Below are 20,870 nucleotides of genomic sequence, written 5' to 3' on the forward strand. Positions count from 1 at the left end.
ACAGATAACAATCCATACTTCGACGGAGCGTTCAAGATATGACAGACCACACGATCTACGACGATGTCAGACGCGGCATGATCCCTGCCCACATCTACAACGACGAAGAGATCTTCGCGCTCGAGCGGGAGCGCTTGTTCAGTCGCGCGTGGATCTTCGTGGGTCACGAATCAGAGATCCCTCAGCCCGGCGACTACGTGGTGCGGCGAGTGCTCGACGACTCGTTCATCGTGGTGCGCGACGAGAGTGGCTCCGTCAAGGCGATGTTCAACATGTGCCTGCACCGAGGAATGCAGGTGTGCCGGGCGGAAATGGGCAACGCCTCGCACTTCCGCTGCCCGTATCACGGCTGGTCGTACCGCAACGACGGACGAATCGTGGGGCTGCCGTTCCACGAAGAGGCGTACGGTGGCGAGGCTGGCTTCAATCGCAAGGGAGCCAAGACCGAGCTCCTCGCACAACTGGATCTTGTCGCGAAGCAGGGGCTATGCAACGAACCGGGAGGAGAGCGAGGAGGGCGTGGCCTCGGTGGCCGTGGCCGTTCCCTCGGCGAGCGGGCTGCGGTTGGCGATCAACGCATCTGCCCCGGTGTTCCGCTTGCCTCCCCGCAAGGTGAAGACCCTCGTCGCACTCCTCGATGAGGCAGCCGTACGTCTGGCCGACCTGACCTCCTGAAGGCTCGTCGTCTCTTTCCCCTGCGACCTGGTGCAGGGGTCGTTCGGCGCGTTCTGAAGAGAGCTCGAGCCATGCTTGACTGTTGGCGCCGCGCAAGCTATTGTGTCTTCTAGTTAGGAACAAGTTCTGCTCAGCAGATAAATATGCGAAGAGGATGATCAATGCAGATCGTACTGGTGCACGGCGGATGGGTAGGCGGCTGGGCGTGGGACGGCGTCGCCGACGAATTGCGCAGAATGGGGCACGAGGTGATCGCGCCGACGCTGCGCGGTCTCGAAGACGGTGACGTGGACCGCTCCGGCGTCACGATGAGCATGATGGCGCGCGATCTGATCGATCAGGTAAGAGAGCTCACCCAGCTCGACATCGTGCTCGTCGGTCATAGCGGCGGAGGTCCGCTCATCCAACTCGTCGCTGAGGCGATGCCCGAGCGCATCGGCCGGGTCGTCTTCGTCGACGCCTGGGTGCTGCGCGACGGCGAGAGCATTAACGACGTGCTCCCCGATCCGTTGGTCGCAGCGATGAAGGCGCTTGCGAGTCAGTCCGACGACAACACCATCGTCATGCCGCCTGAGCTCTGGGCCGCGACTATGCAGGACATGTCCCCGTTCGAGCAGCAGCAGCTCGCCGCGCTCGAGCCGAGGCTCGTCCCAACGCCGGCAGGCTGGTCCAATGAGCCGATCCGCCTCGACCGGTTCTGGGCGAGCAGCATCCCGTCAAGTTATGTGTTCCTCGCTCAGGACCAGACCGTTCCCGCTGAGATCTACCAGGCCGCGGCCGGGCGGCTTGATAGTCCGCGCACGATCGAGATCGACGGAAGCCATTTGGTGATGCTCACGCATCCGGAGAGGCTCGCACGGGCCCTCGACGCCGTCATTGCCTAACAGGCCTGGGGAAGCTATGGATTCGATTTCACGCCCAGACGACGTCGCGCCGATCTCGTACACCGAACTGGCGCCGTCGGGTGCGCCTGCTCGGTGGATCGTCCTCGTGCACGGGGGTGGTGCCTCGAACGAGTACTATCTCGAGACGCCCGACGGCCGACAGGGCTGGGCGGCACGATTCGTATCGCTTGGCTACGGTGTGCTGGTGGTGGACTGGCTGGGGTTGTCCTATGAGGCGGCCCAACACGTCGATGATCGTGCGGCGTCTGCGCGGCTGGACTATGAGAGCGTGTGCCGAGGGATGGGCGTGTTCCTCTCTGGTCTCGGCCGGAACGTCGTGCTGGTCGTGCACTCGATGGCAGGTCCGATTGGCTTCCGCCTCCTAGAGACGCATGGCGATCTCATCGACGGGCTCGTAGCCGTCGCTCCGGGCCCGCCTGGAAATATACAGGCGGTGCCCGAGATCGTGAGGGAGTCCGACCAGGAGGTCTCCATCCGTGGAGCGGCCATCGACTGGACCATCCCGAAGATGGGTTTCTGGGAACCCACAAGCGCCTTCGTGAACGACAAGGCCATCGGACCCAGCCGGCGGTTCCCCCGCGAGTGCATCGAGGTGTTCCGCCGCACCCTTCGGCCGATCCCGGCCCGGATGCTTTATCAGCGTCAGAACATCGGTGGGAGCCAAATGAGGATCGGGCCGACCGACGCGTTCACGAACAAGCCGATTCTCGTCTTCACGGGTGGAGCCGATACCGACCACCCCTCGCAGCTGGATCAGGACATCGTGGCCTGGCTCACCGATCAGGGCGCCGCCGTCACCTTCTGGTCGTCCGAACTGCCTCTTCTCGCTGGGAACGGCCACATGCTGATGGTCGAAGACAATAGCGACGAGATCGCTGACGAGATCGCGCGGTGGATCACGGCGCTCTGACTCGCCACCGTATCGTCCCGGCCATTATTTCAGCCGACCCGACGTCCCCAACAGCGGAGGAGAACGCCAGTCGTTTCCTTCGTGTCACTCGAGGGAACGCTGTGCCAGCTCGTTGCCGACTACGACTTGGTCGATCGGGCCCTTGCTCGAACTCCTCATTTCATACGTCTGGCGATGGACTCAAGGGAGATGTTCGCCGACGGCCGCGTGCAACTCCAGGTCATCGGTGGACAGCTGAGGCGTCTGCCACGACGCATCGAGACGATCGGTTCGCAGCTCGAACGGAACGTTCGGGCTGAGCATAAGGATGTTCCGAGACCTCCAGGAACGCGGATGGATCGGTTCGTTGGTCGGGGAGCTGACGACCACCCTGGTTGGCGTGGCGCTTATCGTCGCTGCGGTGCTACTTTCGGTCTCGGGGGGTGGCCCCCAGCTCGCCCCGACGTCGCACTCCTACCGTTCCTAGGGGCGGGGTGGTCGGCCTCGCGGGCAGGCTCCTCGTGCTGAGGCCGCTGCGCACCTCCTTGATGCGCACCACGCTGATCGCCGGATCCTGGCAAACTATCCCGCGACGCGAATTCGCAGGGGGTGTCGGCGCGACTTTCGATCGACGTACAGTGCCGTCCGTTAACAAACGATCGGTTCGTGCGACCGAACTGTCGAACGCCTGTGCATCGCTGCGGCGAGTTCCTCATGGCGCAGTACCTGGGTTTCGCTTCCGGAAGAAGATTTCACGAACCCCAGCGACACGGTGTTGCGGTGACGTTCGACGAAAGAGAAGAAGGATGGCCCGGCGAATCCCAATCGCGCGAAGTCTCGCCTTCGAAATGACAGAAGCGCTCCTGTGCTCGCGCGTCGGTTACTTCGCACCTTCTAGGTGTGACGTTATCAATTAGGGTGATGACGACCGGTGACGGGTACCGGTACCTGCTGAACTCTGTCGTGTCCGGTGACGGCGACCGCGACGCCTCGTCTGTGTTGACGCGGTATTACGCGGAGGCCGGGACTCCTGGCTCGATGTAGCGCCGAGGGGGTCGCTACTGGTCGGTTCCGACGTTGTGTTCAACCCAGTCGCGCAGATGCTTCAACGGGGCGGCTGCGCTGTGTCCGAGGTCAGTAAGTTCGTACTCCACGCGAGCGGGAACCTCGGGGTAGACGGTGCGAGTGAGCAGGCCGTGGTCTTCGAGACGCTTGAGGGTCTGGGACAGCACCTTGGGGCTGACGCCTTCCAAGCGTCGTTTGAGTTGCCCGTTGCGTTGCGGCCCGTCTTCGAGCGCACCGATGGCCAGGGCGCTCCACTTGTTGGCGAGCAGGTCGAGCATGTCGCGGCACGGACACATGGCCGCGTACACGTCGTTCCGGTCGCACTCATCCACGGTCTGACTCATACGTTCATGGTATCCGATGGGTACTAGGTTGCCTTGACGGTAACCAGTAGGTCTGGGGAACCATAATTGGCATGACGGCTACGACTGCGATCGGATACGAGAAGAACCTCCCCGCCACCGACCCCGAGGCGCTGACCGCCCGCGAGGTCGAGGTGCCCGAACTTGGACCGCATGACTTGTTGGTCGAGGTCGAGGCGGTCTCGGTGAACCCGGTCGATGTGAAACTGCGGGAAGGCGCTCCTGCGAACGGGTTCAAGGTGCTCGGCTTCGACGCCGCCGGTACGGTGCGCGACGTCGGCTCAGCGGTGACGCTGTTCGCTCCGGGTGACGAGGTGTACTACGCGGGCAGCATCGACCGGCCAGGTACGAACCAGCGCCTGCATGTTGTGGATGAGCGGATTACGGGGCGCAAGCCGCAGGTGCTGTCGTTTGCCGACGCTGCTGCGCTGCCGCTGACGGCGATCACCGCCTGGGAGACCCTGTTCGAGCGGCTCGCCCTTACCGAGGACTCGACCGGCACCCTGCTGGTGATCGGCGCGACCGGCGGAGTCGGATCGATCATGCTGGCACTGGCCGACGCGCTCCTGCCGAACGTCACCGTGATCGCCACCGCCTCCGACGATGAACGCTCCGCCTGGGTGCGCAACCTGGGCGCGGAGCATGTGGTGAACCACCGCGACGACCTGGCTGAGCAGGTGCTCGCCGTCGCGCAGGATGGCGTGGACTGGCTGTTCACCGCGCATTCCGCGGGGCAGATCGAAACCTATGCGCGGATCGTTCGAGCGTTCGGGCATATTGTCGCCATTGACGACGGTCCGCGCGACGTGTTCCCGCTCAAGGGCAAGAGCATCGCTTGGCACTGGGAACTGATGTTCACCCGCCCGCTCAGGCAGACCCCGGACATGATTGAACAGCACCAGCTCCTGAACACTGTCGCTGACCTTGTAGATCAGGGCCGCATCCGCACCACGGCCACAACGACACTCGCGCCGATCTCACCGACCACACTCCGCGAGGCGCACGAGTTGGTCGAGAACGGCCGCACAGTCGGCAAGGTCACCGTCCACAGATGGGAGTAGACTGAAACCGCGCGCACGCGCATGTTCACAGGCGAGTGCGTTTGCAGAACCTCGGCTAGCTGGTCGTCGAGGATCGTGCGCAGCTCCACCCACTTCTTGTCGTCATCCAGCAACCGGACGCGGCGCGCGACGCGGATGAGGTCTTCGAGGATCGCGATCTCAGCGCGGAGTTCACCGATCGACTCGGCCGCAGTGGCAAGGTCGACCACCTGGTCGACACGGGCCTCGAACTGTGCTCGTTCTTCTTCGGAGATTTCTTCATCGAGGTCATCGAACTCGTCGGGGTTGAAGCTTGGCGCCGAAGCGGAGGCGTCCTCGAAGTCGAGTGCGACGCGGCCGGTTGACCACTCGTCAATAGACGCAGTCATGGAGGTGCTGTAGCGGGCCTCGTCGGTCGCGCGCTGCCATTCCCGCAGACGGGTCTCGAGTCGCACTTGGCGTCGCTCGAGCGATCGGAGGATCGCCTCCGGACTTGAGGCGAGGCGTCGCTGCAGCACGGTGAGCGCGAACCCCACGTTGTTGCCGCGCTTCTTGTCGCCCGCCTGCGCGAGCCGTTCCGCACGACCCATCTCGGTGCGCACGTAGCCGGTCACCAGCTCATATAGCTCACGCTCGGGGTCGCTCAGCTCGTACTCGACCGTGTACGCGCGACGCTCGGGGAACAGAGGCTTGCCCTCGAAGGTGAGGAGCTCTTCCTTCACCATGCGCCGCATCAGGCCGCGCGTGTCAGTGCGGTGCACGCCGGCGCGGAACTGGCCCTCGAACCGGTCGCGGTCCAGCAAGGACATGAACAGCTGGAAGTCTTCTTCCTTGCCTGCGTGCGGGGTCGCGGTCATGAGGAGGAAGTTGTGCGCGGTCTCGGCGAGCAGCCGCCCCAGCCGGAACCGCTTCGTCTCGTCGACTTGACCCGCCCATGACGAGTAGTGCGCGGACATGCGATGCGCCTCATCGACGACGACAGCGTCCCAGGTGACGTCGGAGAGCTGCTCGATCAGGTCATCGCTGCGGGAGAGTTGGTCCATCCGTGCGATGAGGAACGGGTGCTCGTCGAACACATTGCGGCCCTGCGCGTCGTCGACCATCTGACGGTTGAAGATCTCGAACGAGAGGTCGAATTTCTGCGACAGCTCTTCCCGCCACTGCTCCACGAGGCCGCCGGGCGCGACGATGAGCGCTCGTTCGCAGTCGGCGCGGAGGATGAGCTCCTTGAGGTAGAGGCCGGCCATGATCGTCTTGCCCGCGCCGGGGTCATCAGCGAGGAGGAACCGCAGCGGGATTCGCGGGAGGAGTTCCTCGTACACTGCGCGGATCTGATGCGGCAACGGATCGACGTCCGAGCTATTCACCGCCGCCATCGGGTCGTAGAGCGCGGCGTACTTGATGCGGAGCGCCTCGGCCGCGAGGCGGAACTCATCAGGGTCGCCGTCGAACGCGGGCGCGTTACCCAGCTCCGTGACTAGTTCGAGCTTGCCGGCATCGAGCTCGGTGATGGTGCGTTCGCCGGTCCGACCCGAGTCATCGCGGAAGAAGATCTCGACGAGCGCGTCGTCCAGCGGTGTCACGCCGACGAGTGTCACCGGCTGCCCGGGCAGGACACCGCGCAGGCGTTGCCCGGCGCGCAGCGATGCCAGCGTCACCGCAGGTGCGTCCACGTGGTTCCTCCCCTGGAAAATGGCAAGTCGATCAGGATACGTCGTGCCGCCGACATCGCGGCCGACTGGGTCAGTCCGGAGATCCTGCGTCCCCTCTGCGTACCCAGTCGTCGACCTCGCTCGCCTGGAACTTCCACAGACGCCCGACCTTGTGCGCCGGCATCCCCTTGTCGGAGATCCAGGCGTAGATCGTGTCCTTGGTCACGCCCAAGTGCTCAGCGATGTCGTCGGCAGAGAGCCACGGCTCGGACATTCACGCCCCCATGCGGATTGAACCGGATTTATCCGGGTATGGCCGATCCTATCGGGACCCCTTGCCCTCGTCGCCATTAAGGTGCCCGACTTCGTCAACGGCCGCCAGCAGCTCTTCGAGGTGCATGTGAATTTCGTCGTACGCCTGCATGAAGAACATCAAGTCCATGTTGAGTGGGGGCGTATCGTCCAGGTCGGCGAGGACCTCTCGAGCCTCGCGGACCGCTGTCTGCAGCCGAGTCTCGATTCCCGGCAGGCTCAGGATCCAGCCGTCGATCACGCTGAACGGGACTGGTGAGAAGTCGTGGGCGTCGACGCCGACGTGGAACTGATGCCCATTCGGGCCATGGTCCCGTGCGTGGGTGTGCCCGTGGATGAGCGGGATGCCGTCGTCCCAGCGCGGGCGATGCGAAGTGTGTCGATCCTGTTCCTGGCTGTCGCCGGCGTAGGGGTAGTGCGAAGCGATGATCCGGTACCCGCGGCGGGTGCCCTCGACGACCTCTGGGAGGATCTCCCAGCCCGCCGCTTCGTACATGGGCAGGAATCGCTCGATCGCCCGTTTCGACTGCGTCGCGGGCGAGACACGATCGTGGTTGCCGGGGACGAGGAGTCGGCGTCCGTGCAGGTGTGCGGTGAGCGGAAGGGATTCAGCGATCGCTCCGAGCGCGAGATCTCCCAGGTGCAGCACGACGGAGTCAGGAGCGACAACGTCGTTCCACCGGCCAATCAGCGCGGCATCCATCTCCGCGACGGTTGAGAAGGGACGGTCGGCGAGCTCGCTGATGCGGGCATGACTGAAGTGGGTGTCAGAGGTCACGAAGTCGACTTGGTCGAAGTCGAACCAGGGGTACTCACGCATCGCCAGGATCCGGGGCGTCGGGATCCATCTCGAAGGCGCGAAGCAGCGTTCGTTCGAGGTCGCTGACCGGCTCCGGCGGCATCCCAGCGATCTCGTCACGCAGCTGACCGAGAGCGGCCTCGATTGCGGTCCGATGCTCGTCGCGCCAGGCGCGAACGCTCGGATCGCGGAGGACTCCGTCGTCACGACTGCCCGGATAGTCGAGCAGGAGCTCGGTCTCGATCGCCGACGCCATTGCGCGTGCATCGACTGCGCTGGTCATGCGGAGAATCGAGAGGTGGGTCGCGGCGTCCGAGCCCGACACCTCGACGAGGTAGCGCTGGATATCGCCATCCTCGCCGTGCGTGGTCGCGACGAGCGAGACCGTGACCGTACGGCCTGCGATTGAGATCTCGCGCATGCTTCCTCCTCGACGTAGAACCGGCCAACCTATCAGGCGGTGATGGATCAGTCAGTCTCCGGCTCGGGATAGATTCGTCCCGGCCGTACGACGTCGTCGTGTCCGGGGATGAAGGCGATCGCGCCCAGTCGGGTCCAGTAGCTGATCAGCCAGCGCTGGATGAGCTCGGTCTGTTCACGGCGTTCGAGGAGTGTCCGTCCCGGGTCTTCGATGACGTCGTCCCACGCGATGCTCGTGAACATCGCGTTCAAGAGTTCGGCGCACGACGGCCCAGTGCCATGTGTGTCCCACCATGCGATCGTCAGCCTGCCGGCTTGGGCTGCGGTGCTGGATCCGGCGGGCTCCTCGATCGTTCCGATCAGGGCGGTGAGGTAGGGATCTTCCACCGCCATGACGAACGACTCCTGGTTGAGTTCCGCAGCGCCCATACAGTGCAGAATGCCATACAGATTAGGCCTCTCCTGGTAGTCGCGGGCTGTCACCCGCAACGCCGAAGTGCCTCAGCGGATCGTGAGGTCGGGCGTCACGCTGGGCAAGAGGTCGGTGAGCTGAACGTCGAGCACCTGAGCTACCGCCAGCAGAGTCTTGACGGTCGGATTCGCGGGAGTTCCGGGCTTCGACTCACCCTTCTCGAGCTTCTGGTACGTGTAGCGGCTCAGGTTGGACTCGTACGCCACACGGTCCTGGCTGTATCCGACACGCGCTCGTTCCCGCTGGATGTTCTGGCCGAGCTCGCGAGCGTAGTGGTCCCACGCATCAGGCGAGGTCGCGGGGGAAGGCACCCATCAAGCGTCACGAGTAGGCCTCTGCAGTAAGGCCTAATCTGTATGGCAATCTCGATGGCTCGACAACCCGGCTCGGACACAAAGACGCCCTCCACGAGGGAGGGCGTCGGGCCACGGTTGGGATGAACAACCGGGCGGGGTGTATCCACACTATACACACGATCGCTGGTAGGAAGGTGATCACCTCGTGCACCGATTTGGAGTCGTCTGTTGTCAGCCTCACCCGTTCCTGGACCGCCGCACGAGCGCCTCATCGTCTACATCGACGGCTTCAACTTCTATCACGGCATGCACGACAAGTTCGGACGCTCGACGCTCTGGATCGACTTCGTCGCACTCGCGCAGAGCCTGCGCCCACGCAGCCACATCGTCGCGGTGAAGTACTTCACCGCACCTGTGCTGGGCGATGCGGGCGCGGCCAGTCGTCAGGCCTACCATCAGGCAGCCGTCGCTGCGCGTCACACCAACGTCTTCAGCGTCACGCAGGGCCGATATCAAGCGAAGACCGTGACGTGCTTCAACTGTCGCGCAACGCGTACGGTGCACGAGGAGAAGGAGACCGACGTCAACATCGCCGTTGCTCTTGTGGGCGACGCCGCTGCGAACGCGATGGACTCGGCACTGATCATCAGCGCCGACAGCGATCTTGCGCCCGCGGTCAGGGCGGCCAAACAATTCCGCCCGCACATGTTCATCGGCGCCGCCTTCCCACCCAAGCGGTTCTCGAGCGAACTCAAGCAGCTGATGCCCGCGTCGTCGCAGATCGGTCGCGACAAGATCCGCCAGGCTCTTCTGCCCGAGAGCTTCACCGTCGGCGCGACCACGTACACCCGACCTCCGAAGTGGCGATGACACGAGCAGCAGCAGCGCCCGTCATCCCCGGCGTGAGTCCGCGTTCGGGCGCTTCATCGGAGTGACGTTGTGGCTCGGGTCATCGCCACGCAGCAACTGGTTCTCGACGTGCAGCTCGGCGATGGCGGTCGCGGCGATCGTCAGCTGTGCTTCGAGGCTGCTCACTCGCTCGCGGAGCTGTTTGATCTGGGCTGCACGATCGGCCAGCGAGCTTCGCAACGACTCGATCTCACGATCTCGCGGCTGGGACCCGTCGACGCGACGTGCCCACTCATCCATGACCGCAGTCGCACGGTTCATGGTGGCGCGGCTGACGCCAGCTTCGCGATAGAGGTTCTCCTTGATGAGGCGTCCGTCGGTGCGGATCGCCGCGCCGGTGAGCAGGCGCTCCATCGCGTCGCGCAGTCGGCGTTCGGTCGCGGCAGAGATCTCAGGCATCCGTGAACTTCCTCGTGATACGGCGAACGTCTTCAAGTTCTGTCTCGAGTTGTTCGCGATTGTGTGGTGCCATCTTTCGGTCGCGCAGCTTCGCGACGAGGTCGCGTTCCTCCGCGATCCAGATCGGCGCGTGCTCCTCGGTGACGACGGAATTGCCGCAGGCGGTGGGTTGGCAGCGATTAGGCATGACGCCTCCTGCGGCCGCTTCGGCGGGCAGCCCCTTCAAGCACGCCGCCTGCTCAGGGATGCCGAGGCAGTGGTTGACGGTTCCCCATCGGAGCGTGCTGAAGCGATCGCGCAGGAGTGCGCGCAGTGTGCGCTCGTCGCCGACTTTGACCTCGTTGCTTGCGACGGCCTCGACCTTCTCGAGCTCGTCTCGGAAGCGCTGTGCGCCTGCGCCTGCGAGCCTCATCTCGTGGTCTTGGTGAGAAGACCAGGCGCCGACCAACCGTGACGCGACAGCTTCCTGAAGCTCATGCTCGAACTCCGCGGCCCACTCCGGCGTCTCGCTCGCGTACCCGGAGGTCGTGCCGTTCGCGACGGCGCGTCGCGCTGCGTGCTTGAGCTGGATGCCGAGGGCGATCTCGCCGTCTGGCTGTTGCGCGGTGATCACGGCCATCGTCCGCCGGAACATGTGCGGTGCAAGCTGGAACGCGGGGATCGGTTCGAGACCGGCATCCGCGGATTGACCATTGAGCTGAGAGATGAACTGCTTCAGCTCGCTGTGACGATCGAACCGACCTGCTCCGTCGTGCGCTCGATGTTCACGTCGAACAGAGCTGAAGACGTCGTCGCCGAGAGCAAGTCGTTCCGCGACGGCGATTGCTTGCGCAACGGGTTCGATGATCCACCAGTTGCGTCGCTGGGTCCCACGCCGACCCTTCCGGAGCTGGGAGGTGACGGCGGGCGCCCCGTACGAAGTGGTGAGCGCTCCCTTCTTGATGCTCAGCAGTTCCGAGTCGCGCATCATCGTGAGAGCCGCGCAGAAGACGTAGCACGCGTTGCGGAGGAGCTTCAGTTGGACTCGGATCGTCGCCGGGTCGAATCCGTCGATCCACGGACCGACGGATCCATCGGCGCGTTCGATCGCCGTCGCTTTTGTGGCGAGCCCACCGCGCGCGGTCGCGAGCGTGCCGGAGCCGATCGCGTCGACGATGTCCTGACGTCGGCGGAGGACGTCAGGACGGTCCAACTCGGAGAACATCTGCTTGCTGTGCCCATCGGAGACGAGCAAGGAAAGAAGTGTCCAGTGGATCTCGCCCTCGCGGAATCTGCCGTACGTCATCCGATGCAGGGGCACCCGATTTCCGGGCGTTACGATCCATCGCGCGAGCGTGTCCTCGGGGTGTCGTACCTTCACGCGCTCGGCTTTGGGGCGGTCGAGCGCCGACCATTCCGCGGCGGCCGCAAAGATGTCGTGCGAGAACACGTTGATGTACTGCCAACACGCCCGCAGGAGCGGCCACCACACCTGCGGTGGAATCACCGGCGTGCTCAGCTCGGCGCTGGACTTCTGCCCGCTGAGCGCGATCGTGTGGAGATCTCCCCATGGACGGAATGGGATGCCTCCGCCAGAGAGGACTGCCGCGTAGGTGTGCAGTTCGCGAACAGCATCGACTGCTTGTCGCGTTCTGGAGGGGATCCCCATCGTCTTGACCTCAGTGAGGAAGCCGTCGAGGTGCGACTGATGGAGATCACGGAGTGGAGTGTCAGGGAGGTTGTCGGCGTACCACGCGGCGAACCGCTTCAGGCCCTCGAGCTTGGAACGGATCGTCTTCACATGGGCGGGCGTTGCTCGCAGATAGATCATCTGCCCGCGCAGCACGGGATGCACAGGGTTGAGAAGTGCCATTGCGAGTTCGCGAGCACGAAGGTTCCACTCACCGATGAACGAGTCGAACAACAGCACCGCGGAATGGCGGCCCGCAGCAGGGTTCCACCCCAGGGCGCTGAGGTCCCAGCGATCCTCATCTCCGAAGAAGGGGATGGGGAAGTCATGTTCGAGGTGTCGATCTGAGATGACCGCCGTGTCGCTCGCCCAGTAGTCGCTCGCGAACAGCGACACCGGCTCGGCAGAGTACTCGCGATCGACGCTCACAGGTGGACTCCTCTCTGGGTGAGCGGCACATGGACAGAGGCGGTCTCGCACGCCGTCCGCGCGTTCTCGATCTCCGTCGGGGAGAACTCGTGGAGGATGCGTTCGACGTTGACCAACTGCTGACCGTGTACCGCCGCGAACTGGGCCGGGGGCATCTCGTTCTCGTGACCGCGGAGAATCTCTCGGTACGCGAGGACTCGCGGCAGGTGATCTGCGAACACGATCGCGTTCGGGCACGCGAAGCACATCGATGGCCGATGCTCGCAGAGCCGCCCCGCCGGCGTGAAGGGCGATTCGTACGGTGACGTGCACTGAGTCACGTTGATTCCCTGGTCAGTGGCGCTCGAGGCCAACTCGGCGGCTGCGGCAGCACCCAGGTCGCCTGCTGCGTCGTCGACGGTGCTGGCCGCAGCACGAACGAAGACCGGCCCTCGTACTCGATCGAACACCTGACTCTGCGCCGCGTTGACTGCGTTGCCGGCCAGAACATGCACGGTTGTCGACTGCGCGTAATGGCGTTGGTAGACAGCGATGCTGTGGTCGTCTCCCGCCGCGGCGTCAGCGCTGCGGAGCACTGCTGCACGAACACTCTTCACTGTCTTGCGTAGCCGGCGGGAATCGTATGGCTTTGATATCTCGGGCGAGATCGCCATCAGAAGCGACGTGAAGGGGCGGCGCGAGAATGACTCCTGGCGCGCGACGAGATGCCTGGACGCGGTGCGCTGCACGGTGATGAACAAGGCGTCCGCGTCGGAGCCGCCCACCTCCTTTGCCTCCTCCCGAGCTGCCTCGGTGACAGCGATCAGGCGAAGTATGAGATCCCCTGCTCTCCACCCGGTGCCATCGCGAGACCCGGTGATCGCGCATCGCACGGTTCGAGTTCGGTGGGCTCGCGCCTTGTGGAGCCGTACGCGGACCGAGTCTGTCGTGTGCTCGATGTCTGTGAGTCGAACGTCCGACCACTCTTCCGGCGCCGCACCACTCTCCAACTGCAGGAGTGTGCGAAACGCAACGAGGTCCTCGCTGGACGGATAGAGGTGGGTCAGTAGTCGTCGCGTGATCCGGCCGGCATTGGCGCGGACCGGTGACTGTTCGAGCGCGAAGTCGTCGTGGAGGTCGTCGAGCACACCCGATGCGCACGCGCGGAGGACATCAGCCTCGATCGATGCTCCGGGACGTCGTCCGAGATGGCGAATGCCCCACAGGACATCGGCGCTTCGTTCCCACCCTGTGCTTCGGGGATCGTCTGCGCTGGCGAGCAGCCGACGTCCGACTGCCAGACGAGCCTCCAATTCGCGGATTCGGGCGCGGCAGGCGTTGCGAATCGCGAGTCGCTCCGCGTTCGAGAACTCATCGAGCGGCGTGGAGTCGCCGCCCTGGTGCAGCACGTGCGCCTGCGCCCAACGGAGCGTGGCGTCGCTGACGTCACGACCGTTCGCTGCGTGGACGCGGACGAGAGCGCGGATCTGTCTGCCGTACTTGTACGGGATCGCGCTCTCTGGCGGGTAGTTGCCGGCCAACGCGGATTCCCACGCGTGCAACGCGTCGATGAGGGCGAGTCCCGGCGTTGCGAGACTCACAGTTCGCGGGCAAGCGTCAGGTAGACCGCGCAGAAGGCTCATCAGCGCCCGGCGGTACTGATACGCGGTGCCGTCGGTGTGACCCATGGCTCGACGCATGTCGATCAGCGCGTCCGCGAGCTCAGCCGCAAGGACGGGGTGTGCGAAGTCGAGCGGGGCGAGTGTTCCATCGACGTTCGCGGTCGGAAGAACGAACAGCATCTGCCGCGGGGTGAGGTCGATGTTCGTCACGCGACGTTCCGATCAGCGAGGACTGCGTCCGCGTATGTCATGCCCTCGTCGCTCCAGCTCTCGAATACGTCCTGGATGAGCGCATCGGTGTCCTCGATGTAGCGCAGGTAGACCATGGTCGTCGCCGGGTTCGAGTGCCCCAGCAGCCGCTGCACTGTAAGTCGCGGGTTGATGGCGATGTGCTCGGAGATCGTGGCTGGTCCCACGTTGCCTGCCCGTCGCTCCGCCTCGCGGGCCAGCGCCACATCGGTCAGCGATTTCAGGAGCACGACAGCGAAAGTGTGGCGCAGATCGTGCGGAGTGATCCGTGCACGGCGACCGCCCATCTCGTCCTGAGCGAGCCTCAGAGCACGCCCGCTTGCAGCCTCGAACGTCGCGTGCCATTGCCTGCGGCTGATCGGCAAACCGCCTCGACCGACGAACAGCCCCAGCGCCTCCATCCCGTGGTCCCGCTCGATGACGGCAATTCGTCGCAGGTGCGGAGGCAGCTGGTGCAGCCGCCATCTCGATCGCCGCCCATTCACCCGGCCTCGCAGGATGCCTGCCGACACGTCGATCTCGTCGACGACGAACAGCTCGGAGCGGCGTCGCCAGAGGGAGGCAGCTGACGCGCGGACGACCGCTCGGCGCTCCGTCTGCCGGTAGAGATCGACCGCCCGAAGCGTCGTGAGGGGGACGTGGACGCGTCGACGCTTCTGGTACTTCGCGCACGCCTCGAGCAAGACGGAGATGCCGGTGCCCGTCGGCGGCGGGACTTCAGCGTCGAGCAGTGTGGAGAACTCACCGAGGCGCATCCCCGTCGTCACGGCCAGCTGCGCGCCCGCCTTTGAACGCAGGCTCGTTGTGCCCCGCCAACTCTCGTCCAGATCGCCCGCGGCGGTTCGTCCGCCGAGACCGACGTCGAGGAACGTGCGCCACTGCGCCTGCGTCAGCGGCCGAATGTCGGGCTCGCTCCTCCAACGCATCCGGAGCGGCGACGACCTTCCGATGGTGATCCACGGTTCGCGCTGGATCTGCCCGGTCTGAGTGAGCAGCTGATAGATCCCGCGTATCACGACCACGTCGCGTCGCCACGTCGCCGGCGACACCGGGCGCTCGGAGCCGCTCAGCCGCCATTCGCGGAACGCGACGATGTCGTCGCTCGACGCATGGATCACGTCGGTCTGTCGCGTGGCGAGGAACGACGCAAACCGCCTGGCGTCGTATGCGTACGCGCGCAGCGTCGCCGGGTCTGTCGACGCTGCGACGATCCGGAAGTACGTCAACCACGGCTCAACCGGCCGCCACCGATCGTCAAGAAGGATCGGCATCCCCTCGGGGAGCGAACGGGTGCGCGAGTAGATGTCGCTGGCGCGCGCGTCGAAGTCGGTTGAGGGGGCGAGTTGGTGGTCGACGAAACGCAGATACATCATGCTCCGGGGGTGCAGTCGGGTGGGTCGTTGAGACACTGACCGAACGTACACATAACCGCCGTGGGCACCGCCGGCTTCCTGGTGGCCGCCGAGGAGTACCTGCGCGAGCACCATCCCGAGATGTGGGCGGATGCCGCCACCCGCGCGCACTTCCATGGCCCGATGTTCACGGGGTACGACTCGGATGCCGCGATGGCCCGCATCGCGAGCATGAACATGCTGCTGCACGGCGTCGAGAACCCGACGATCGAGCGCGCGGATTCGCTGTCGGAGGGGCATCCGGGCGACGATCGCTACACGCTCGTGCTCGCCAACCCGCCGTTTGCCGGCTCGCTCGATCAAGAGACGGTGTCGAAAGACCTGCAGAAGCTCGTGAAGACCCGCAAGACCGAGCTGCTCTTTCTGGTGCTCATGATCCGAATGCTGCGCAACGGCGGGCGTGCCGCGGTCATCGTGCCCGAGGGTGTGCTGTTCGGGTCGAGCAACGCCCACAAGGCGGTGCGCAAGCTGCTGATCGATGACCACAAACTGGATGCCGTGATCAAGCTTCCGTCGGGCACCTTCAAGCCCTACACCGGGGTCTCGACCGCCATCCTGCTGTTCACGAAGACCTCGTCGGGCGGCACCGACCGGGTGTGGTTCTACGACGTGCGCACCGACGGCATGACCCTCGATGACAAGCGCACCCCCATCGACGCGAACGACCTTCCCGATGTGCTCGCCCGGTGGCAGAACCTGGACGCCGAGGCTGCACGGTTGCGCACCGACCAGAGCTTCTTCGTGCCGAAGCAAGAGATCGCCGACAACGGCTACGACCTCAGCCTCAATCGCTACAAGGAGATCGAGATCGAGGAGGTCGAGCACCGTTCCCCGGTGGAGATTCTCGATGAGCTGGACGCCCTCGAAGTCGAGATTCAGGACGGCCTCAAGCGCCTGCGGGAGATGCTCGCGTGAGTTGGGAGACCGTGCCGCTGGGGGATGTCGCCGAGCTAAACCCGCGTACGCCCTATGGTGAAGAGACGGGCACCTTTCTCGGCATGACAGACCTGGGGGAAGACGGGCGGACGACTTCGGGAATCATTGTCGATTCGCAAGACCTGAAGACGGGGTACACCCCATTCCGGAATGCTGATCTGCTGGTGGCGAAGATCACGCCTTGCTTCGAGAACGGCAAGATTGGTCAGGTCAGAATCAAGACCGACGTCGGTTGGGGATCGACGGAGTTCCATGTTGTTAGGCCCAACGACGCGATGGTCGATCGTCGTTTCTTGCACCACTTCCTGCGCACTCCGGAGGTGCGTGCGGCCGGCGGAATGCGCATGACTGGAAGCGCTGGGCAGAGGCGGGTGCCGATCAACTTTCTTCGCCGGCTACAGATCCCCCTCCCGCCTCTCCCCGAGCAGCGCCGCATCGCCGCAATCCTCGACGAGCCGATGCCCTCCGCTCGGCCCGACGTGAGTCGCTTCGGCTGCTGCACGTCATTCCCCGGGGGGTCCTAACCCAACGCGACGCACGAGGGTGGGAGACGGTTTCGCTCGGTGAGGTTGCCTCGCTTCAGGGTGGGTTGACCGTGAACGCTCGGCGGGCGACGCTTCCGCAGCGGGCGGGGTACCTGAGAGTCGCGAATGTGTTCCGAGGTGCTATCGATACGACCGAGATCAAAGAGCTCGGCGTGTCACGGGCTGAACTCGAACGGACGCGCATCCGGCTCGGCGATTTGCTGGTGGTCGAAGGCCACGGAAATCTTGATGAAGTTGGCAGAGCCGCGTTGGTCACCGCGCTCCCCTCAGCAGATCTCACGCACCAGAACCACTTGTTCCGTCTGCGACCAAATGGGGAGAGAGTTCTCGGTCGTTTTCCGGAACTGGTTCTCAATTCGTCGGACTCGCGAAAGTACTTCCGTCGCGTCGCCAATACGACCTCAGGTCTGAAGACTCTCAACGCTACGAGCGTCCGATCGCTGAGAATGCGTCTCGCACCACTCTCGGTCCAGAATGAGATCGTGCGGGAGCTTGACAGCGTGAGCAACGCAATCCGCGCTGCTGAGAGCAGTTCGACGGAGCTCGACGAACTGTTCGCGGCCCTCCAGCACCGCGCGTTTCGCGGCGAGCTGTGACCCGTTCAGTACTCGCGCAGTCTTTCGGTTGATTCCCATCCGTCGAAGTTGTCTGGAGGCTCGACCTTCCAACCGCGCGACTTGAGTACCTCCGCGACCTCTGCGGGGTAGTTGCGGGCGATCGTGCGGACTTGAAACCTGCGCGCCAGTTCGCGGCCGTCTTCGACCGCAGTGCGCCATCCGTCTCGGCTGTCGAAGCCGCATTCGCGGATGAGGAACTCGATGAAGTCCTCTAGACCAGGACGGAATCGTCTGCCGCCGTTCGAGAAGTGCAGATCGGCCAACGACATGGGGACCCGCTCGCGCTTACCTCCGCGCCGTGTGCGAGCAAGGATGAACGACAGCGCACCGCGTTCGGCATGGAACTGCCAGTGCGATGTCGGGGCGCCCGTTGCCCTGTTCTCGAACTCCAGACGCGCCACAGGGACGTTCTCGAATACCGGCGTGAGCGCTACCCGCGAGCGATCGATCTTGAGGAAGCCGTCGTCGGTGACTTCGGCGAACATGTAGAAGGTCCAGGAGGCGAGGGTCTCGCCGTCGCAGGTGAGCGGCAGCCTCTCGGCGGTTTCCGGATCCGAGGCATCGACCGGCGAAATCCGCACACGCCCGGTATCAGGGAACTGTTGAACGCGAACTGTTGGGGCGCAGGGCAGGGCCGATCGAATCGTCTGTTCGAGCCTCGAGGCGAACTCTTGTGCCTGCCCCAGCACGGCGGTCAGTCGGTGAGTTCGTCTTCGCCGAGCAAATAGGCGATCGAGTCCAGCTCATCGCGAACGGCCCATCCCTGATCCGTGAGACGACGTTCACGGGCCATCTCGCGGAAGGCCTCGTAAGAGTCGAGGCGCAGCTCCGCCAGGAGTTCGTTCTGGCGTGCGATAAGTCGGTCCTTGGTGAGAGTAATGACGGGAGCCATGGGATTCCTCTCTCCTGTGTCGTCCCCACAGTAAACCACCACCCGCTGACACTCTGGGAGCGCCGGCCCAGATGCTGAGGAGAGAGCGGGCGGCAGTCAGCCCTGCGCACCCCCGCCCCCTCCTCAGCCCGCGCTCAGTAGCCCACGGCCGTAAGGGCGTGTTCTGCCTGCTCGGGGGTGAACTGCTCGCCGTATTCGCTCGTGAGCTGGTCGTACAGGCCCTGGCGCGAGAACGAGGTGAAGCTCAGGTATGACTCCGCCGACTCCACCGCCTCGGCGTTCCAGTCGACAAGACCGTTCTGCTCGAGATAGGCCAGGGCGAACTCCGCATCGGCGCCCTCGTACCCCTCGCCGTACTCGCTCGTGAGCTGATCGAACAGTCCCGCGCGCGAGAAGGCCGTGAAGTCGAGGTACGACTGCGCGGAACGGATGGCGTTCTCCTGCCCGCGGGTGAGCTGCGGCTTCGCTTCGAGTGTGAGTGTCACGGTCGACCCCTCCTCGACCGTGGTCCCTTCCGCGACGTCCTGGGCGATCACGGGCATGGTCTCATCGCCCTCCGCGGCGACCCGCAGGCCGAGTGCTTCGAGCGTGGCGCGCGCGGTCGCTCCGGACTGCGCCACGACGTTCGGCACGACGATCATCACGGGTTCGGGCTCGGGCTGCGCCGCCACCTCAGAGGTGGCGTCGTCCTGCACGGTCTGCGGTGCCGCATCCCGCGAGGAGCTTCCGCCGCCGAGCGCACTGCCGACCCCTCCGATGAGGATGATCGCCGCGACCACCGCCACGGGAATGATGACCGCCTTGCGCGCGTACCAGGGTCGCTTCACGGGGCCGGCAGCTGCGGTACCCGAGGCTCCGGGCTGGCGCACCATGTCGGTGCGCCAGTCAGATCCATCCCAGTACATTTCGGAACCGGGCGCGGCTTCGGAACCCGGATGCGGGTACCAGCCCGCAGGAGTCGCGGACGGCGTGGTGTTGCTGTTCTCAGACATGCGAAGACCTTTCGGGTCGTGTGGGCGCACACCCCCCGGCGCGCGCCACCGGCCGGCGGCCAGTAGGACAGGACACACCAGGCCTCCGACATTGTCAGCGTCGCAGGCCGGGCCAATGTCGGACCCCCCTCGTAGTGTCGGGGTATGGAAGCAGTTGGTGTCGGCGGGACGGGCGAATGGCCCGGGGCCTCGGATGCTGACCTGCTCGTGTGCGAGGGGGACGTGCTCGAGGCGGACGGTGAGCTGGGATGGGTTCCACCGCGACCGGATGCTGTGGGTCTGGTGGTGGAGGTCGCTGATCTGGCGGCGGTGGTCGCTGCGCAACGGTTTGTTCGGGTGGATGCTCTTCGTCGTGAGGCGCTGGATGATGTGACCCGGTATGGGGGTGGGTCTCGGGAGTTGGTGATGCGGTCGCTGCGGTTGGAGTTGGCGGCGGCGTTGCGGGTGTCGGAGACCGCGGCGGGGATGCTGCTTGCTCGTGCGGAGTCGCTGGTGCACCGGTATCCGACCGTGCTCGACTCGCTCTCCCGCGCGAACGTGACGGAGCGGCACGTTGAGATTCTCGTGGACGCTCTTGACGTGTTGGCCCCCGATGTGGCGGCTGGGTTGGAGAGTCGGGCGCGAGTATTGGCCGAGACGCTGCCGGTGGGGTCGTTCCGGCGGGCGCTGCGCCGCCTCATCGACCGGGAGATGGCCCCGACGTTGGCCGAGCGGCATGGGTCGGCGGTACGGGAGCGTCGGGTGGTGATCGAGCAGGTCGGGGACGGGATGTCGTGGTTGCACGCATTGATCCCGTCGGTGGAAGCTCACGCGATCCACGGCCGGATCACGCAGATGGCAACGGTGATCCGCGACCATGACCGCGGTACCGAACGCGGCGGTTCGCCTGAGGGGTCGGGGGAGCGGTCGTTGGACGAGCTCCGCGCTGACGTGTTCTGTGACCTGCTGATCGACGGGACCGTGTCCCAGCACCCGAAAGCGGCGCGGGGGATACGCGCGACCGTGGTTGTGACCGTTCCCGCCCTGGCCTTGCTGGGCGTGGAGGGGGTCACGGATCCGGCGGAGGTGGAAGGGGTCGGTCCGATCCCCATCGAGAAGGCCCGGGAGTTGGCTGGGTCTGCGTCGGGGTGGATGCGGGTACTCACCCACCCCGAGACCGGCGCCATCGTCTCGGTGGGGCGGACAAGGTATCGGCCGCCACCGGAGCTCGCGAAGCTCGTGAAGTGGCGGGCTGACCGGTGCATGGGACCGGGGTGCGGGAAACCGGCCTCGCAGTGTCAGATCGACCACACGATCGCGTGGGAACACGGCGGAGAAACGAGTGTGACCAACA

Annotated in this window: 23 protein-coding genes and 2 pseudogenes; 11 read left to right on the forward strand and 14 right to left on the reverse strand. The window is 64.9% G+C overall.

All coding sequences use genetic code 11. The annotated features are described in order from the left end of the window. Positions 1 to 77 precede the first annotated feature (77 nt). The 5 genes and pseudogenes from AC3ENO_RS01520 to AC3ENO_RS01540 form a co-directional block, all read left to right on the forward strand. A pseudogene (locus AC3ENO_RS01520) lies at positions 78 to 386 on the forward strand (Rieske 2Fe-2S domain-containing protein); the annotation flags it as partial. 142 nt (positions 387 to 528) lie between these two features. Continuing rightward, the gene (locus AC3ENO_RS01525) at positions 529 to 675 is read left to right on the forward strand and encodes a hypothetical protein (protein WP_488185752.1); all 147 of its coding nucleotides are present in this window, start codon (positions 529 to 531) and stop codon (positions 673 to 675) included. Between the two features lie 161 nt (positions 676 to 836). After that, on the forward strand, positions 837 to 1,559 hold the full coding sequence (locus AC3ENO_RS01530; protein ID WP_434968847.1) for an alpha/beta fold hydrolase: 723 nt from the start codon (positions 837 to 839) through the stop codon (positions 1,557 to 1,559). A gap of 16 nt (positions 1,560 to 1,575) precedes the next feature. Continuing rightward, positions 1,576 to 2,490, forward strand: coding sequence for an alpha/beta fold hydrolase (locus tag AC3ENO_RS01535; protein ID WP_169080437.1), 915 nt, complete (start codon positions 1,576 to 1,578; stop codon positions 2,488 to 2,490). 900 nt (positions 2,491 to 3,390) lie between these two features. Further along, a complete protein-coding gene (locus tag AC3ENO_RS01540; RefSeq protein ID WP_267189609.1) occupies positions 3,391 to 3,513 on the forward strand; it encodes a hypothetical protein in 123 nt (40 codons plus the stop codon). Between the two features lie 14 nt (positions 3,514 to 3,527). Here the strand turns inward: AC3ENO_RS01540 and AC3ENO_RS01545 are convergent, their stop codons facing one another. Further along, complete coding sequence (locus AC3ENO_RS01545) at positions 3,528 to 3,878, reverse strand: winged helix-turn-helix transcriptional regulator (protein ID WP_024476679.1); 351 nt, start codon at positions 3,876 to 3,878, stop codon at positions 3,528 to 3,530. Positions 3,879 to 3,949: 71 nt separating this feature from the next. Here AC3ENO_RS01545 and AC3ENO_RS01550 point away from each other — a divergent pair, with 71 nt between their 5' ends. Continuing rightward, positions 3,950 to 4,957: a zinc-binding alcohol dehydrogenase family protein gene (locus AC3ENO_RS01550; protein WP_434968848.1), complete on the forward strand. Its 1,008-nt coding sequence runs from the start codon at positions 3,950 to 3,952 to the stop codon at positions 4,955 to 4,957. A 767-nt stretch (positions 4,958 to 5,724) separates the two neighbouring features. On the opposite strand, the pseudogene AC3ENO_RS01555 reads toward AC3ENO_RS01550, so the two are convergent. The 6 genes and pseudogenes from AC3ENO_RS01555 to AC3ENO_RS01580 form a co-directional block, all read right to left on the reverse strand. After that, a pseudogene (locus tag AC3ENO_RS01555) lies at positions 5,725 to 6,609 on the reverse strand (DEAD/DEAH box helicase); the annotation flags it as partial. Positions 6,610 to 6,679: 70 nt separating this feature from the next. Continuing rightward, positions 6,680 to 6,862: a helix-turn-helix domain-containing protein gene (locus tag AC3ENO_RS01560; RefSeq protein WP_036294314.1), complete on the reverse strand. Its 183-nt coding sequence runs from the start codon at positions 6,860 to 6,862 to the stop codon at positions 6,680 to 6,682. Between the two features lie 48 nt (positions 6,863 to 6,910). Continuing rightward, positions 6,911 to 7,720: a hypothetical protein gene (locus tag AC3ENO_RS01565; RefSeq protein WP_195692259.1), complete on the reverse strand. Its 810-nt coding sequence runs from the start codon at positions 7,718 to 7,720 to the stop codon at positions 6,911 to 6,913. Beyond that, positions 7,713 to 8,120, reverse strand: a complete 408-nt coding sequence (locus tag AC3ENO_RS01570) for a hypothetical protein (RefSeq protein ID WP_195692258.1) — start codon at positions 8,118 to 8,120, stop codon at positions 7,713 to 7,715. The genes AC3ENO_RS01565 and AC3ENO_RS01570 overlap by 8 nt, the downstream gene beginning before the upstream one ends. A gap of 47 nt (positions 8,121 to 8,167) precedes the next feature. Then, positions 8,168 to 8,548 carry a hypothetical protein gene (locus tag AC3ENO_RS01575; protein WP_195692257.1) on the reverse strand — a complete coding sequence of 127 codons (381 nt, stop codon included), beginning with the start codon at positions 8,546 to 8,548 and terminating at the stop codon, positions 8,168 to 8,170. Positions 8,549 to 8,620: 72 nt separating this feature from the next. Further along, the gene (locus AC3ENO_RS01580) at positions 8,621 to 8,902 is read right to left on the reverse strand and encodes a helix-turn-helix domain-containing protein (RefSeq protein WP_036295200.1); all 282 of its coding nucleotides are present in this window, start codon (positions 8,900 to 8,902) and stop codon (positions 8,621 to 8,623) included. A gap of 213 nt (positions 8,903 to 9,115) precedes the next feature. Here AC3ENO_RS01580 and AC3ENO_RS01585 point away from each other — a divergent pair, with 213 nt between their 5' ends. Further along, positions 9,116 to 9,757, forward strand: a complete 642-nt coding sequence (locus AC3ENO_RS01585) for an NYN domain-containing protein (protein WP_036295197.1) — start codon at positions 9,116 to 9,118, stop codon at positions 9,755 to 9,757. Between the two features lie 21 nt (positions 9,758 to 9,778). Here the strand turns inward: AC3ENO_RS01585 and AC3ENO_RS01590 are convergent, their stop codons facing one another. From AC3ENO_RS01590 to AC3ENO_RS01605, 4 genes are read right to left on the reverse strand one after another with little or no spacing between them, the layout of a single operon-like run. Then, the gene (locus AC3ENO_RS01590) at positions 9,779 to 10,195 is read right to left on the reverse strand and encodes a hypothetical protein (RefSeq protein WP_195692256.1); all 417 of its coding nucleotides are present in this window, start codon (positions 10,193 to 10,195) and stop codon (positions 9,779 to 9,781) included. Next, the gene (locus AC3ENO_RS01595; RefSeq protein ID WP_195692255.1) at positions 10,188 to 12,293 is read right to left on the reverse strand and encodes a hypothetical protein; all 2,106 of its coding nucleotides are present in this window, start codon (positions 12,291 to 12,293) and stop codon (positions 10,188 to 10,190) included. Before AC3ENO_RS01595 ends, AC3ENO_RS01590 begins: the two co-directional genes overlap by 8 nt. Then, the gene (locus tag AC3ENO_RS01600) at positions 12,290 to 14,104 is read right to left on the reverse strand and encodes a hypothetical protein (RefSeq protein WP_195692254.1); all 1,815 of its coding nucleotides are present in this window, start codon (positions 14,102 to 14,104) and stop codon (positions 12,290 to 12,292) included. Before AC3ENO_RS01600 ends, AC3ENO_RS01595 begins: the two co-directional genes overlap by 4 nt. Next, complete coding sequence (locus AC3ENO_RS01605; RefSeq protein ID WP_195692253.1) at positions 14,101 to 15,516, reverse strand: tyrosine-type recombinase/integrase; 1,416 nt, start codon at positions 15,514 to 15,516, stop codon at positions 14,101 to 14,103. Before AC3ENO_RS01605 ends, AC3ENO_RS01600 begins: the two co-directional genes overlap by 4 nt. 60 nt (positions 15,517 to 15,576) lie before the next feature. Between AC3ENO_RS01605 and AC3ENO_RS01610 the strand changes: the two genes are divergently transcribed. The 3 genes from AC3ENO_RS01610 (at position 15,577) to AC3ENO_RS01620 (ending at position 17,632) form a co-directional block, all read left to right on the forward strand. Beyond that, positions 15,577 to 16,470: an HsdM family class I SAM-dependent methyltransferase gene (locus AC3ENO_RS01610; protein ID WP_434968849.1), complete on the forward strand. Its 894-nt coding sequence runs from the start codon at positions 15,577 to 15,579 to the stop codon at positions 16,468 to 16,470. Then, complete coding sequence (locus AC3ENO_RS01615; RefSeq protein WP_434968850.1) at positions 16,467 to 17,015, forward strand: restriction endonuclease subunit S; 549 nt, start codon at positions 16,467 to 16,469, stop codon at positions 17,013 to 17,015. The genes AC3ENO_RS01610 and AC3ENO_RS01615 overlap by 4 nt, the downstream gene beginning before the upstream one ends. 71 nt (positions 17,016 to 17,086) lie before the next feature. After that, on the forward strand, positions 17,087 to 17,632 hold the full coding sequence (locus AC3ENO_RS01620) for a restriction endonuclease subunit S (protein WP_434968851.1): 546 nt from the start codon (positions 17,087 to 17,089) through the stop codon (positions 17,630 to 17,632). A 5-nt stretch (positions 17,633 to 17,637) separates the two neighbouring features. Here the strand turns inward: AC3ENO_RS01620 and AC3ENO_RS01625 are convergent, their stop codons facing one another. The 3 genes from AC3ENO_RS01625 to AC3ENO_RS01635 form a co-directional block, all read right to left on the reverse strand. Continuing rightward, complete coding sequence (locus AC3ENO_RS01625) at positions 17,638 to 18,234, reverse strand: hypothetical protein (protein ID WP_434968852.1); 597 nt, start codon at positions 18,232 to 18,234, stop codon at positions 17,638 to 17,640. A gap of 113 nt (positions 18,235 to 18,347) precedes the next feature. Next, complete coding sequence (locus tag AC3ENO_RS01630) at positions 18,348 to 18,545, reverse strand: hypothetical protein (protein ID WP_434968853.1); 198 nt, start codon at positions 18,543 to 18,545, stop codon at positions 18,348 to 18,350. A 134-nt stretch (positions 18,546 to 18,679) separates the two neighbouring features. Next, on the reverse strand, positions 18,680 to 19,537 hold the full coding sequence (locus tag AC3ENO_RS01635; protein WP_434968854.1) for an Ltp family lipoprotein: 858 nt from the start codon (positions 19,535 to 19,537) through the stop codon (positions 18,680 to 18,682). A gap of 144 nt (positions 19,538 to 19,681) precedes the next feature. On the opposite strand from AC3ENO_RS01635, the gene AC3ENO_RS01640 reads away from it, so the two are divergent. Continuing rightward, positions 19,682 to 20,870: HNH endonuclease (locus AC3ENO_RS01640; RefSeq protein WP_434968855.1), on the forward strand; the 1,189-nt coding region annotated here is incomplete at its 3' end.

This window comes from Microbacterium sp. bgisy207 (genome assembly GCF_057706855.1).

Coding starts and splice junctions, on each gene's coding strand:
- AC3ENO_RS01530 (WP_434968847.1), top strand. CDS start 837: ATGCAGATCGTACTGGTGCACGGCGGATGGGTAGGCGGCTGGGCGTGG.
- AC3ENO_RS01535 (WP_169080437.1), top strand. CDS start 1,576: ATGGATTCGATTTCACGCCCAGACGACGTCGCGCCGATCTCGTACACC.
- AC3ENO_RS01540 (WP_267189609.1), top strand. CDS start 3,391: ATGACGACCGGTGACGGGTACCGGTACCTGCTGAACTCTGTCGTGTCC.
- AC3ENO_RS01545 (WP_024476679.1), bottom strand. CDS start 3,878: ATGAGTCAGACCGTGGATGAGTGCGACCGGAACGACGTGTACGCGGCC.
- AC3ENO_RS01550 (WP_434968848.1), top strand. CDS start 3,950: ATGACGGCTACGACTGCGATCGGATACGAGAAGAACCTCCCCGCCACC.
- AC3ENO_RS01560 (WP_036294314.1), bottom strand. CDS start 6,862: ATGTCCGAGCCGTGGCTCTCTGCCGACGACATCGCTGAGCACTTGGGC.
- AC3ENO_RS01565 (WP_195692259.1), bottom strand. CDS start 7,720: ATGCGTGAGTACCCCTGGTTCGACTTCGACCAAGTCGACTTCGTGACC.
- AC3ENO_RS01570 (WP_195692258.1), bottom strand. CDS start 8,120: ATGCGCGAGATCTCAATCGCAGGCCGTACGGTCACGGTCTCGCTCGTC.
- AC3ENO_RS01575 (WP_195692257.1), bottom strand. CDS start 8,548: ATGGGCGCTGCGGAACTCAACCAGGAGTCGTTCGTCATGGCGGTGGAA.
- AC3ENO_RS01590 (WP_195692256.1), bottom strand. CDS start 10,195: ATGCCTGAGATCTCTGCCGCGACCGAACGCCGACTGCGCGACGCGATG.
- AC3ENO_RS01605 (WP_195692253.1), bottom strand. CDS start 15,516: ATGATGTATCTGCGTTTCGTCGACCACCAACTCGCCCCCTCAACCGAC.
- AC3ENO_RS01630 (WP_434968853.1), bottom strand. CDS start 18,545: ATGGCTCCCGTCATTACTCTCACCAAGGACCGACTTATCGCACGCCAG.
- AC3ENO_RS01635 (WP_434968854.1), bottom strand. CDS start 19,537: ATGTCTGAGAACAGCAACACCACGCCGTCCGCGACTCCTGCGGGCTGG.